Origin of the sequence: Arthrobacter sp. UYCo732, assembly GCF_040547265.1 — a bacterium.
In the GTDB taxonomy this organism is placed as follows: domain Bacteria; phylum Actinomycetota; class Actinomycetes; order Actinomycetales; family Micrococcaceae; genus Arthrobacter.
Window position 1 is genome coordinate 19,763 of record NZ_JBEPPJ010000014.1, and the last position, 12,526, is coordinate 32,288.

The 12,526-nt window shown below is 64.1% G+C and carries 13 protein-coding genes and 1 tRNA gene; 12 read left to right on the forward strand and 2 right to left on the reverse strand.

What is annotated here, in order from left to right; genetic code table 11:
- Positions 1-108 precede the first annotated feature (108 nt).
- The 10 genes from ABIB45_RS15985 (at position 109) to ABIB45_RS16030 (ending at position 9,775) form a co-directional block, all read left to right on the forward strand.
- Positions 109-1,455: a cation:dicarboxylate symporter family transporter gene (locus ABIB45_RS15985; protein WP_354216831.1), complete on the forward strand. Its 1,347-nt coding sequence runs from the start codon at positions 109-111 to the stop codon at positions 1,453-1,455.
- Positions 1,456-1,688: 233 nt separating this feature from the next.
- The gene (locus ABIB45_RS15990; protein ID WP_354216832.1) at positions 1,689-2,588 is read left to right on the forward strand and encodes a ParA family protein; all 900 of its coding nucleotides are present in this window, start codon (positions 1,689-1,691) and stop codon (positions 2,586-2,588) included.
- Between the two features lie 7 nt (positions 2,589-2,595).
- Complete coding sequence (locus tag ABIB45_RS15995; RefSeq protein WP_354216833.1) at positions 2,596-3,417, forward strand: segregation and condensation protein A; 822 nt, start codon at positions 2,596-2,598, stop codon at positions 3,415-3,417.
- A gap of 65 nt (positions 3,418-3,482) precedes the next feature.
- The gene (gene scpB / locus ABIB45_RS16000; RefSeq protein WP_354216899.1) at positions 3,483-4,100 is read left to right on the forward strand and encodes an SMC-Scp complex subunit ScpB; all 618 of its coding nucleotides are present in this window, start codon (positions 3,483-3,485) and stop codon (positions 4,098-4,100) included.
- A 111-nt stretch (positions 4,101-4,211) separates the two neighbouring features.
- The gene (locus tag ABIB45_RS16005; RefSeq protein ID WP_354216834.1) at positions 4,212-5,453 is read left to right on the forward strand and encodes a pseudouridine synthase; all 1,242 of its coding nucleotides are present in this window, start codon (positions 4,212-4,214) and stop codon (positions 5,451-5,453) included.
- 3 nt (positions 5,454-5,456) lie between these two features.
- On the forward strand, positions 5,457-6,566 hold the full coding sequence (locus ABIB45_RS16010) for a prephenate dehydrogenase (RefSeq protein ID WP_354216835.1): 1,110 nt from the start codon (positions 5,457-5,459) through the stop codon (positions 6,564-6,566).
- A complete protein-coding gene (gene cmk, locus ABIB45_RS16015) occupies positions 6,566-7,279 on the forward strand; it encodes a (d)CMP kinase (RefSeq protein ID WP_354216836.1) in 714 nt (237 codons plus the stop codon). The genes ABIB45_RS16010 and cmk overlap by 1 nt, the downstream gene beginning before the upstream one ends.
- Positions 7,280-7,307: 28 nt before the next feature.
- Positions 7,308-8,003 (forward strand): lysophospholipid acyltransferase family protein, encoded by a 696-nt coding sequence (locus tag ABIB45_RS16020; protein ID WP_354216900.1) that lies wholly within the window; start codon positions 7,308-7,310, stop codon positions 8,001-8,003.
- Entirely contained in the window at positions 8,000-9,550 is a 1,551-nt protein-coding gene (der, locus tag ABIB45_RS16025; protein ID WP_354216837.1) for a ribosome biogenesis GTPase Der, read from the forward strand. The genes ABIB45_RS16020 and der overlap by 4 nt, the downstream gene beginning before the upstream one ends.
- Positions 9,551-9,698: 148 nt before the next feature.
- Positions 9,699-9,775, forward strand: a tRNA-Pro gene (locus ABIB45_RS16030).
- Positions 9,776-9,867: 92 nt separating this feature from the next.
- Here the strand turns inward: ABIB45_RS16030 and ABIB45_RS16035 are convergent.
- Together ABIB45_RS16035 and ABIB45_RS16040 are read right to left on the reverse strand one after the other, a co-directional pair.
- Positions 9,868-10,737: an Fpg/Nei family DNA glycosylase gene (locus ABIB45_RS16035; protein ID WP_354216838.1), complete on the reverse strand. Its 870-nt coding sequence runs from the start codon at positions 10,735-10,737 to the stop codon at positions 9,868-9,870.
- Positions 10,738-10,741: 4 nt separating this feature from the next.
- On the reverse strand, positions 10,742-11,386 hold the full coding sequence (locus ABIB45_RS16040) for a hypothetical protein (RefSeq protein WP_354216839.1): 645 nt from the start codon (positions 11,384-11,386) through the stop codon (positions 10,742-10,744).
- 118 nt (positions 11,387-11,504) lie between these two features.
- Here ABIB45_RS16040 and gcvH point away from each other — a divergent pair, with 118 nt between their 5' ends.
- Positions 11,505-11,891, forward strand: a complete 387-nt coding sequence (gcvH, locus tag ABIB45_RS16045; protein ID WP_354216840.1) for a glycine cleavage system protein GcvH — start codon at positions 11,505-11,507, stop codon at positions 11,889-11,891.
- Between the two features lie 143 nt (positions 11,892-12,034).
- Positions 12,035-12,511 (forward strand): FHA domain-containing protein, encoded by a 477-nt coding sequence (locus ABIB45_RS16050; protein WP_354216841.1) that lies wholly within the window; start codon positions 12,035-12,037, stop codon positions 12,509-12,511.
- Positions 12,512-12,526: the final 15 nt, after the last annotated feature.

Genomic DNA, 12,526 nt, shown 5'->3' on the forward strand with positions numbered 1-12,526 from the left:
GTGAGCCGGGTCACTGCGTACCCAATGATGGGTATCACAACAGACTGACGCGATGGGCCCAGAGACTGTGGCGCAGCGTCTACCAGATTATCCATAAGGAGACACACCATGGCTTCTCAACGAGGAGAGTCAGCTGCGCCTGCGAAGGCCGCCCGCAAGGGCCTCGACAAATCCCACTACCTTTACATGGCCGTCATCGCCGCCGTAATCCTGGGCGCCGTTCTCGGACTGCTGTTCCCCGAGGTCGGCAAATCCCTCAAGCCCCTCGGGGATGGCTTCATCAAGCTCATTAAAATGATGATTGCACCAATCATCTTCTGCACCATCGTCCTGGGCATCGGCTCCATCGCCAAGGCCGCAACTGTTGGCAAGGTGGGTGGCCTGGCGCTGGGCTACTTCGTGGTCATGTCCACTTTCGCCCTCGCCATCGGCCTGGTGGTGGGCAACCTGATCCACCCCGGCGAAGGCCTCAAGCTGACCCCTTACGATCCCACCAAGAAGGCTGCCACCGACAGCACTGTCGACTTTCTGCTGGGCATCATCCCCGGGGATATTCCGGTCCTGCCCACGCTCCTCGCGGCCATCCTGGTAGGTTTTGCCCTCCAGAAGATGGGCCCGCAGGGCGCACCAATCCTTAAGGCTATCGGGCACGGCCAGGCGCTGGTCTTCCGCATCCTCATCATGATCATGTGGCTCGCCCCGGTGGGTGCCTTCGGCGCCATCGCCGCCGTGGTCGGTGCCACCGGATTCCAGGCGATCATCAGCATGTTCACGCTGATGGTGGCGTTCTACATCACGTGCGCACTGTTCATTGTGGTAATCCTGGGCGGAATCCTCCAGGTTGTGGCCGGCGTGAGTATCTTCAGGCTCATGAAGTACCTGGCCCGTGAGTACCTGCTGATCTTCTCCACCTCATCTTCCGAAGCTGCCCTGCCGCGCCTCATCGCCAAGATGGAACACCTGGGCGTTTCCAAGCCGGTTGTCGGCGTCACCGTCCCCACCGGCTACTCCTTCAACCTCGATGGCACAGCTATCTACTTGACGATGGCATCCCTGTTCGTTGCCAACGCCATGGGCACCCCGCTGGACCTCGGCGCCCAGGTTTCCCTGCTCATCTTCATGATCATCGCCTCGAAGGGTGCGGCCGGCGTGACCGGTGCGGGCCTGGCAACGCTGGCCGCCGGACTCCAGGCGCACAAGCCGGAACTGCTGGGCGGCGTGGGCATGATCGTAGGCATCGACCGCTTTATGTCCGAGGCCCGGGCCCTGACCAACTTCACCGGCAACGCTGTTGCCACCGTGCTGATCGGCACCTGGGTCAAGGAGATCGACGGCGAGCAGGTCACCAAGGTGCTTTCCGGCGAACTCCCCTTCGACGAGCAGACCATGATGCCGGGTCACGGTGACCGGTTGGGCACGTCCGCCGCCAACTCAGAGGCGGTGGCGCACGCCTAAGATGCGCCCCTGACCCTGGGATAAAAACCGCCCGTGCAGCCCTGCTGCACGGGTGGTTTGTCTGCCCGGCGGGCCAACCTTCGACCTCTAGTAGAAGGTAAAGGCTCAGAATGCACACAAAGTCAAGTTCCCTCGAATACCGTGTCGGGACCTGTAACCTAGGTGAAAAGCAGGATAGGCGCTGGAACATCAGCGGCAGGACAATCACCGTCATCGAAAGTGTGGATAGATACGTGAGCAGCGAACAGGGTTCGGCAACTCTGGATGGCACGGAACTCGATCTGGAAGACGCCGTGATGGGTCCCACCGGGCGCCCCCACCGCGAGTTTCCGGAACCCGCTCCCCTGTCATCCCACGGTCCCGCGCGCGTGATCGCCATGGTCAACCAGAAGGGTGGCGTCGGCAAGACCACGTCCACGATTAACCTGGCTGCGGCCCTCGCCGAATACGGCCGCAGGGTGCTGCTGGTCGACTTTGACCCTCAAGGCGCTCTGTCGGCCGGCCTGGGCATCAATCCCCATGAACTGGACCTGACAGTCTACAACGTCCTGATGGACCGCAAAGTGGATATCCGCGACGCTATCCGTCAGACCGGCGTCGAAAACGTTGATCTGCTGCCGGCCAATATTGATCTCTCCGCCGCCGAGGTGCAGCTTGTTAATGAGGTTGCCCGGGAGCAGGTCCTGGACAGGGCGCTGAAGAAGGTTGAGGACGATTACGACGTCGTCCTCATCGACTGCCAGCCGTCGCTGGGCCTGCTGACCGTCAATGCCCTGACTGCCGCGCACGGCGTGATCATTCCGCTGATCTGCGAGTTTTTCGCACTCCGCGCGGTGGCCTTGCTGGTGGAGACCATCGACAAAGTCCAGGACAGGCTCAACCCCCGCCTCCAGGTGGACGGTGTCCTCGCCACCATGTACGACGCCCGCACGCTGCACAGCCGCGAAGTCATCACCCGCCTGGTGGAAGCCTTCGGCGACAAAGTCTTCGAGACGGTCATCAAGCGCTCCATCAAGTTTGCCGATGCCACGGTGGCAGCAGAACCGATCACCAGCTACGCCGGCAACCACATCGGAGCGGATGCGTACCGCCGGCTGGCGAAGGAACTGATTTCGCGCGGCGGCGCACCCTAGCCAGGCCGTGGCTGAGTCCAAGCACGGCTTTGAGGTCCGGCTGGCCAACTTCACCGGGCCGTTTGACCTCCTGTTGGGGCTCATCGCCAAACATCAGCTGGATATCACCGAGGTGGCCATCGCCACCGTCACCGATGAATTCATCAAGTACATCAGGAAGCTCCAGAGGCTGGGCGAGGACTGGGCGCTGGACGAGGCCAGCGAATTCCTGGTCGTCGCCGCAACGCTCCTGGACCTCAAGGCAGCACGGCTGCTGCCGACCGGCGAGGTGGAGGACGACGAGGACATCGCCCTGCTTGAGGCCCGCGACCTTCTCTTTGCCAGGCTGCTGCAGTACAAGGCATTCAAGCAGGTGGCCGCGCTAATGGCCGTCACCCTGGAACAGGAGGAGCAGCGTTTCCCCCGGCAGGTTGCCCTCGAGGAACACTTCACCGCCATGCTGCCGGAACTGGTGTGGAAGCACACGCCGCAGCAATTCGCGCGCCTGGCCGAAGCCGCCCTGCAGCCGAAAGCGCCCAAGGCCACCGAGGTTGGCCTGTCGCACCTGCATGGCAGCGCCGTCAGCGTGAAGGAACAGGCCGAGATTCTGGGCCTCAGGCTGCAGTTGGGAAAGCCGCTGTCGTTTCGGGCGCTGATCGCCGACGCCGACTCCACCCTGGTGGTGGTAGCCCGGTTCCTGGCCTTGCTGGAGATGTTCCGGGACAGGGCGGTGTCCTTTGACCAGGTGTCGCCGTTGGGCGATCTCACCGTGCGCTGGATTGCGGGCGGGATGGACTGTGCAACAGAAACGCTGATCAAGCAATACGAAGAATATGGGGAGCAGACGTGACTGAGGACGTTCCGGCCGCGCCGACGGCAGGTGCACCGGGCGACGCGCCGCAGGGCTCTTCGGAAGTGCACGGGCTCCCCGGCGGTGCCAAAGCCGCCCTTGAGGCGGTCCTGATGGTCCTGGACCAGCCGGCCACCGCTACTGAACTCGCCACGGGCCTCAGCCTGACGGTCGCCGCCGTCGAACAGTTGCTGGCGGAACTGCAGGCGGAGTATAGCGGCTATACTGTTAAAGCCCCGGACATGGACGATTCCAGCGTTGCTGGTTTCACCTCCACCCCCCGGGGTTTTGAATTGCGGAGCATCGCCGGTGGCTGGCGGATCTATTCCCGCGCAGACTTCGCCGACATTGTGGGCCGGTTTGTGCTGGAGGGTCAGACGGCCAGGCTGACGCAGGCAGCTCTGGAAACACTTGCTGTCATCGCGTATCGCCAGCCAGTCTCCAGGGCCAGGGTCTCCGCAATTCGAGGAGTCAATGTCGATTCTGTCGTGCGGACATTGACCCAGCGCGGGCTGATCGAAGACTCGGGAAATGATCCTGAATCGGGAGCCATCCTCTACCGGACTACATCATATTTTCTGGAACGGATGGGAATCGGCTCCGTGGCGGAACTGCCGCAGCTCGCACCCCATCTTCCGGGGCTCGAGGGCATCGCGGAGTTCTACGACGCCGACAGAATGTAGCCGGGACATCCCGTCTGCGCACAAGAGTATTCATCAGGGCAGATAAATTCTGCATGGCTGGCTAGGGTTGTTCTTGGACAACTTGCCGGTCAACATATCGAAGGACGGGTCATGACACAGGCGGGACGCCAGGGTTCACCACGTAACAGTTCAGGACGAAACAGTCCAGAACGCAATCCCGGACAGGGCGGCGCTAGCCGTAATCCGGCGCAGGGCGGCGAAGGCCGCAACCCTGCACAGGGCGGCGGATTCCGCGCCGGCGCCGGCAAGCGCAACGCCGGTTTCGGTGGCGGCGACAGGCCCTACAAGGCACCGAAGCCGCGCGAAGAGCGCTTTGTCGATCCGGATGAAGCCCCCGCCGCTCCGGCCGGTCGAGGGGACTCCGCCTGGAAGCCCGCGGCTGCCCCCTCATCGCGGAAGCCGGCTGCCCGGAAGCCGGGCGCTAAAAAGGCGCCGGGCACTCCCGGGGCACTCAAGCCCAAGCCACGCGCCGGCAAGCCCGGTGCAGCCGCGTCACGCGCATTTGGCAGCGAACGCTTCGGGCAGAACCTTGGCCCTGTGCGCAAGCCTTCGCGCAAGCGCGGACCCCGCGGCCCCGTTCCGCAGTCTGAAATGCACGACGCCGACGGCACGCGCCTGCAGAAGGTCATGGCCCAGGCCGGCGTGGCGTCGCGCCGCGTCTGTGAAGAAATGATCGCCGAAGGCCGGGTAGAAGTTGACGGCCAGGTGGTCACTGAGCTTGGTGTCCGCGTGGACCCCAAGACCGCCGTCATCCACGTGGACGGCCTGCGCATCCAGCTCGACGAAAACCTCGTGTATATGGTCTTCAACAAGCCCAAGGGCGTGGTGTCCACCATGGAGGACCCCGACGGCCGTCCCTGCATCAGCGATTTTGTGCGGAAGACCCACCAGGGCGAGCGACTGTTCCACGTGGGCCGGCTGGACGTCGCCACCGAGGGCCTGCTGCTGCTCACGAACGACGGCGAACTGGCCAACCGGCTCACCCACCCGTCCTACGAGGTCCCGAAGACCTACCTGGTCCAGGTCCGCGGCCCGTTCCCGCAGGGAATCGGCGCCCAGCTCAAGGAAGGCGTGGAGCTTGAGGACGGCTTCGCCTCCGTGGACTCCTTCAAGCTGGTTGACTCCACTCCGGGCCACGTGCTCATCGAAGTGATTCTGCACTCCGGCAAGAACCGGATTGTCCGGCGCTTGTTCGATGAGGTGGGTTTCCCTGTCCTGCGCCTGGTGCGCGTCAAGGTGGGCCCCATCGGCCTGGGCGACCAGCGCCAGGGCAGCATCCGCAACCTTGGCAAGCAGGAAGTCGGCCACCTGCTGGCGTCCGTAGGGCTCTGAGGCATGTCCGCATTTCGCTCGCACGGGCGCGGACATCTCAACGGACCAGTGGTGGTGATTGGCACCGGTCTGCTTGGTACCAGCATTGGACTGGGCCTGCGGGGACGCGGCGTGCCCGTGTTCCTCTCTGATCCGTCGCCCACCAATCAGGCCATAGCCGTGGACATCGGCGCCGGCCAGCCGCTGGGTCAGCTCGGGGACGAGGCGCCGGAACTCGTGGTCGTGGCAGCACCGCCGGATGTGACGGCACACGTTGTGACGCGCGCGCTGGCCGACTACCCCGATTCCGTGGTGGTGGACATCGCCAGCGTCAAGGCGGCCATCCTTGCGGATTTGCAGGGCAGCGGCGCTGACATGGCCCGTTACGTGGGCACGCACCCGATGGCAGGACGCGAAAAGTCCGGTCCCGTGGCCGCCCGCGGTGAGCTTTTCACCTCCATGCCGTGGGTGGTTTGCCCGAGCCCGGAATCATCCGCCGCCGCCCTGCAGGCAGCGCGTTCCCTGGCCACCGATCTCGGTGCCGTGGTTTCGGAGTTCACCTCTGACGAACACGATGCGGCAGTGGCGCTGGTGTCGCACCTGCCGCAGGTCATGTCATCGCTGCTGGCCAGCCGGCTGCAGGGGACACCACTTCATGCGCTGTCCCTTGCCGGCAACGGTCTGCGGGATGTCACCCGGATTGCGGCCAGCGATCCCGCCTTGTGGGTCCAGATCCTCGGCGGCAACTCGGGGAAGGTCGTGGAGATTCTTTACAGTGTCCGGGAGGATCTGAACCGGCTCATCGGAACCCTGGAGGATCCCGTGGGGCCGGGCGCCAGGCTGGACCTGGCCCAGCTGATCAGCGAAGGCAACGCCGGGCAGGCCCGCATCCCGGGCAAGCACGGCGGACCGCCCCAGGCGTACTCGTGGCTGACGGTCCTGGTCGACGATCGGCCGGGCCAAATCGCGAAGCTCCTCACCGAAATCGGCGAGATCGGCGTCAACGTGGAGGACCTGAGGCTTGACCATTCCTCGGGGCAGAACGTAGGCATGGTGGAACTCTCGGTGCTGCCAAACAAGCATGACCACCTGATCGAAGCACTCAACGACCGCGGATGGCGGGTACTGCAGTAATGACACAGGAACTTCTTGACACCGTGCCGGCCTTGCGGGTCGGCAGGCCTTTGGTGGTAGCCATCGACGGGCCTTCAGGCTCCGGCAAGTCCAGCGTCAGCAAGGAAGTGGCCCGCAGGCTTCACCTTGCCTACCTGGACACCGGCGCCATGTACCGGGCCCTGACCTGGTTCTGCGTCACCAGCGGGATTGATCTCACCGATGCCGCCGCCGTGGAACAGGCTGCCCGGGACATCGTTCTGGACCTGAGCACCACACCCCAGGAGGAATACGTCCGCGTGGACGGGACCGACGTCACGGATGAAATCCGCGAACCGGCCATTTCATCGGCGGTCAGTGCGGTAGCCACCACCCTGGGCGCCCGTACCGAACTGATCCGCCGGCAGCGGGCACTCATCGAACTGCACCACCGCCGCATAGTGGTGGAAGGGCGGGACATCACTACAGTCGTCGCGCCCGGCGCAGAAGTCCGGATGCTGCTGACGGCCAGTGAGGAAGCGCGGCTTCGCCGCCGCGGCATCCAGTTGGGCGGCACCCAGAACGCGGCGCAGCTCGCCGCCCAGGTCACGCAGCGTGATGCCAAGGATTCCACAGTGGTGAACTTCACCCAGGCCGCCGACGGCGTGGTCACCCTGGATTCGTCGGAGTTGGACTTCGCCGAAACTGTCGACGCCGCGCTCGTGATCGTCACGAAGGTGCTCAACCGTGACTGACGGCGTGCGGCTTCCTTCCGTCCTGACCATGACCTGGAGCCGGCCTGTTGGCTGGTTACTGGACCACGTGGTGTACCGAACGTCCGTAAGCGGACGGGACAACGTCCCCACCGGCGGGCCGGTCATTTTCGCCGGCAACCACATCAGTTTCCTGGACGGGCCGGTGATGTTTGGTGCATCACCGCGCCCCATGCACATCCTTGTCAAGAAGGAGATGTTCAAGGGTTTCCTCGGCCGGGTCCTCCACGCCTCCGGGCAACTCCCGGTGGACCGTTCCGGGGACCGGGCAGCGCTGCTGCAGGGCAAGCACCTGCTCGACGCCGGCCGTTGCGTCGGGATTCTTCCTGAAGGCACCCGGGGGACCGGGCAGGCGACGGATATCAACAACGGCGTCGCATGGCTGGCGCTGAACTCGGGGGCACCCGTGGTTCCGGTAGCGATTCTCGGCACCCGCAGCGGCGACGAACATCTCGACTCGGTCCCCAAACCGGGGCGACGCTTCCACGTCAGCTTCGGCAATGCCCTGACCCTCAGCCGCAATTCCGGCGAAACCGGCCGTGCTTCAATGGACAGGGCGGCAAGGGAAATCCGTGCTGCGCTTGCGGGGCACGTCCAGGAGACCATCCAACATAGTGGGCAGTCTTTGCCCCACGCGGATTTCCGCACGAACTTCACAGCAGTAGCCGGGACGCCGGCAGATGAGCACATAAGGAAAGCGCAATGAGCGATACGACTCAAACCTCCGGCCACTCCGGCGCCGGCGAAGACGAATACACGCCCACCGGCACGGACCAGGTGGCCGAGCGGCTGGCCGCCATTGACGACGACGAAGCGGAGATGCGTGCCGCGTCGCTCCGGGCCGGCCTGGCGGACTATGACCTTGATGAGGACGATGCGGCCCTGCTGAGCGGGGAGTACGACGACGAGGACTTCGACGGTCCGGTCAAGCTCGATCCCGTCCTGGCCATTATCGGCCGCCCCAACGTGGGCAAATCCACGCTGGTGAACCGTATCCTTGGCCGGCGCGAAGCCGTCGTTGAAGATACCCCGGGCGTGACGCGCGACCGCGTCATGTACTCGGCGCACTGGAACGGGCGCAACTTCACCCTGGTGGACACCGGCGGGTGGGAACACGATGCCCGCGGCATCCACGCCCGGGTGGCCGAACAGGCTGAAATGGCTGTGGAGCTCGCCGACGCCGTGCTCTTCGTGGTGGATTCCGCTGTGGGCGCCACAGCGACGGATGAGGGCGTCATGAAGATGCTCCGCCGCAGCAAGAAGCCGGTCATCATGGTGGCCAACAAGGTGGACGATTTCGCACAGGAGGCTGACTCCGCCACCCTGTGGGGGCTTGGCTTTGGCGAGCCCTACCCCGTCTCCGCCCTGCACGGCCGCGGCGTTGCCGACCTCCTGGACCACGTCATGGACACTCTGCCCGAGTTCTCCACGATCGAGGGCCTGGAACGCTCCGGCGGGCCGCGCCGCATCGCACTGATTGGCCGCCCCAACGTGGGCAAATCATCGCTCCTGAACAAGCTGGCAGGCTCGGAGCGCGTGGTGGTGGACAACACCGCCGGCACCACTCGCGACCCCGTGGATGAGTTCATTGAACTCGGTGACCGCACCTGGCGCTTTGTGGACACGGCGGGCATCCGCCGCCGCCAGCACATGGCGCAGGGTGCCGACTACTATGCCTCCCTCCGCACGCAGGCCGCGCTCGAGAAGGCGGAGGTCGCCGTCGTTCTCCTCGCGGTGGATGAGGTGCTCAGCGAGCAGGACGTCCGCATCTTGCAGCTGGCCATCGAATCCGGCCGTGCGCTGGTGCTTGCCTTCAACAAGTGGGACCTGCTCGACGACGAACGCCGCACCTACCTGGAGCGCGAGATCGAGCAGGATCTGGCCCATGTGGCCTGGGCTCCGCGGGTCAACATTTCTGCACTCACCGGCTGGCACAAGGACCGTCTGGTTCCCGCCCTGGACCTGGCCCTGGAGAACTGGGACAAGCGCATTCCCACCGGCAGGCTCAATGCCTTCCTGGGCGAACTGGTAGCGGCGCACCCGCACCCGGTCCGCGGCGGAAAGCAGCCACGCATCCTCTTCGGCACCCAGGCATCCAGCCGGCCGCCCAAGTTCGTTCTGTTCACCACCGGGTTCCTGGACCCGGGCTACCGCCGTTTCATCACGCGCAGGCTCCGTGAAACGTTCGGGTTTGAAGGCACGCCCATCGAGGTCAACATGCGGGTCCGCGAAAAGCGCGGCAAGAAGCGTTAATTACGACACACCGGGGGTGTGCGGGTGGCAAAGTGTCACCGGCACCCTCCGCGATCGTGTAAGCTTTTCAAGGTGGTTCGGCCGGACTGCTGAGTGGAAATCCTGGCAAACATTTGGATTGAAACGAAGCGGAGAACGGCGGAGCTAACGGGCTGTAGCGCAGCTTGGTAGCGCACTTGACTGGGGGTCAAGGGGTCGCAGGTTCAAATCCTGTCAGCCCGACCAAAACAGAAGCGCCCCGGAGAATTTGTCTCCGGGGCGCTTCTGTTTTGTGCCGGCTTTTGCGGAAAATTCCTACAGGATGTTCCGGAAATTCCTTATTTCAGGAACCTGGATGTCCTGCGGTCCGCCAATACCTTTCCCTGGGTCTGGCAGGTGGGGCAGTACTGCAGGGCCGTGTCGGCGAACGACACCTCCCGGACCGTGTCCCCACATACCGGGCAGGCCTCGCCGGTCCGGGCATGGACCCGCATGTGGCTGCGTTTGACGTCCTTGAGTTCACTGGGCGGCTTGCCCGCGGCCTCGGCCAGGGCTGTGCCCAGGATGCTGTGGATCGCGTCGAACAAAACCTGTACGGTCTCTCGGTCCAGTGACTTGGCGATGGCGAAGGGGGAGATCCTGGCGGCGTGCAGGATTTCGTCGCTGTAAGCGTTTCCGATCCCTGCTATCACGCTCTGGCTCCGCAGGACTCCCTTGACCTGCTGGGAACTGGCGCCCAGGATCCCTGCCAGCGTCTCGGCGTCGAACTCTTGGCTGAACGGGTCCGGCCCGAGGGCCGCGATGCCCGGCACATCATGGGGGTCGCGCACCACGTACACCGCCAGGCTCTTTTTCGTCCCGGCCTCGGTAAGATCCATGCCGTGGCGCCCGTCGGGGCCCGTGAATGCGAGCCGCGCGGCGATGTAGCCCTTGCCCAGCCGGAGCTGCGTGTCGGCCGGGGAGTCGGTGAACCGGACCCAGCCCGCCCTGGCGAGGTGGAAGACAAACGAGGGCCCGTCAGTGTCAACGCTGACGAACTTTCCGAACCGCCGCACGCTGGCGACAGTGCAGCCCTCCAGCGCGGCATAAGGCGGATCTGCGGTCTTAAGGACGGCGAATGAGACGATCTGGACTTTTTGCACCATCGATCCGCGCAGCTGCCCATCCAGGAATCCCGCCAAGCCTGCAACCTCTGGGAGCTCCGGCATGGCTCTACCTGGGGTCGGCCTGGCCGTCGGCTATCGCTGGCTTTGAAGTGGACCCTGGGTCCGGCGCGGGGTCGTGGATTGCCAGCGCAAGTGCGGGGTCCTGAACCGCCTTGGCAGCCTGGGAGCGGTCGGCGTCGGCTTTCTTGAGCGCCTTGACCTTTTTGCCGCGCAGCCGCCAGATCTTCCACAGGATGACGCCAGCCACAAAAACTACGACAGCGGCGACAGCCGAGATCTGCGTCCACAGCGGGAACCAAGTGGCTTCGGTTCCCAGGATTCGTTGACCGTTGTGCGCGGCCTCGGAGTTGCCGAACGTGATGCCCGCGGTCAGCAGGTTGGGCATCGCGAGGGCCACGGCGGCAAACAGGAACACGAGTATCCAGGCCCACCCGATCTTTTTGTGCGTTGCCTGCCATGCGACCAGGAGAGGCAATAGAGTGAAAACGAACCCGTAGAACATTCCCAACTGGATGCCGGCACCAAGATTCCCCTGCACCTGGCTACGGATGACGTTCGCCCACCAGACCGGCAGGATAGCCGCGAGGGCGAAGAATGCGATGACGAGGACCAGCAACGCCACTGCGCCGAGAATGATCCGCGGTGCCCAGTTTCCCTTTATCCTGGGCGTTTCCTGTGCAGGTGATCTCATGGGTCCCATCATGTCAGAATCATCCTCGAACGCTTGTGGAGTTGTGCCTATACTTTCAGCGGCGGCTTGTTTTTTAGGCCCCGTTGACAGTGGTGATTGACCCGATGAAAGGCCCCTGATGAGCAACATTCCCGAAGACCTGTCCTACACCGCTGAGCACGAGTGGATAACCGCACCGAACGCCGACGGCGTGGTCCGGGTGGGCATAACAGATTTCGCCCAGGACGCCCTTGGGGATGTTGTGTACGCGCAGATGCCTGAGGCCGGCAGCAAAGTGACGGCGAATGAAGTGGTGGGCGAGGTGGAATCCACCAAGAGCGTCAGCGACATTTACGCGCCCGTGAGCGGCGAAGTGGTGGCCCGCAACGAGTCCCTCGACACCGATTCGGCGTTGATCAACACGGATCCGTATGGCGATGGCTGGCTGATCGAGATCAAACTCGCTGAAGCTGACGCAGTGGAGTCTTTGCTCAGTGCATCCGAGTACGAACAACAGGTAGGCTAAACCTAACGGCTTCATCCGGTCAGGCCCACGGGCGTCTTCGCACGTCAGTGGCCGGATCGGGGCCCGAGTCGGATCTGCGCGGGGTGTCCGTCAGGGAAATGTTGAATGCAGGCGTGTGAGCTGCAGTGAATGAGGAGGAATCCATGGTTGGCCACAAAAAGGACCATGCCGAAGGCGATTACGGCAAGGGTGCGGCCAGGGCTTCGGAGACCACCTCTATACACCTCACCCCCGTCACCGACGAACCCGCCATCGCGCCGAGGCTGTCGTCAGACGAACGTTCGTCCGTGGAGGCGCTGCCTGCCGGCTCGGCCCTCCTGGTAGCCCACAGCGGACCGAATGCCGGCGCACGCTTCCTGCTGGACACGGACTCCACCACCGCCGGCCGTCACCCGGACGCCGACATCTTCCTCGATGACGTCACCGTGTCTCGCCGCCACGTCGAGTTCCGCCGCACCGCCCGGAGCTTTGAAGTGGTGGACACCGGCAGCCTCAACGGCACGTACGTCAACCACGACCGTGTGGACAGCGTTGAGCTCAAATCCGGAAACGAAGTCCAGATCGGCAAGTTCCGCCTCACCTTCTACCTCAGCCCTGCCCGCGCAGCAGGCCGCGACTGATACCGGGACAGTTGC

Bases quoted from the DNA above. Each gene is read 5' to 3' on its own strand.
- ABIB45_RS16035 (WP_354216838.1), bottom strand. From the start codon at position 10,737: ATGCCGGAGCTCCCAGAGGTTGCAGGCTTGGCGGGATTCCTGGATGGG.
- ABIB45_RS16010 (WP_354216835.1), top strand. From the start codon at position 5,457: ATGTCCGCATTTCGCTCGCACGGGCGCGGACATCTCAACGGACCAGTG.
- ABIB45_RS16020 (WP_354216900.1), top strand. From the start codon at position 7,308: ATGACCTGGAGCCGGCCTGTTGGCTGGTTACTGGACCACGTGGTGTAC.
- gcvH (WP_354216840.1), top strand. From the start codon at position 11,505: ATGAGCAACATTCCCGAAGACCTGTCCTACACCGCTGAGCACGAGTGG.
- ABIB45_RS16005 (WP_354216834.1), top strand. From the start codon at position 4,212: ATGACACAGGCGGGACGCCAGGGTTCACCACGTAACAGTTCAGGACGA.
- ABIB45_RS15985 (WP_354216831.1), top strand. From the start codon at position 109: ATGGCTTCTCAACGAGGAGAGTCAGCTGCGCCTGCGAAGGCCGCCCGC.
- cmk (WP_354216836.1), top strand. From the start codon at position 6,566: ATGACACAGGAACTTCTTGACACCGTGCCGGCCTTGCGGGTCGGCAGG.
- der (WP_354216837.1), top strand. From the start codon at position 8,000: ATGAGCGATACGACTCAAACCTCCGGCCACTCCGGCGCCGGCGAAGAC.
- ABIB45_RS16050 (WP_354216841.1), top strand. From the start codon at position 12,035: ATGGTTGGCCACAAAAAGGACCATGCCGAAGGCGATTACGGCAAGGGT.
- ABIB45_RS16040 (WP_354216839.1), bottom strand. From the start codon at position 11,386: ATGAGATCACCTGCACAGGAAACGCCCAGGATAAAGGGAAACTGGGCA.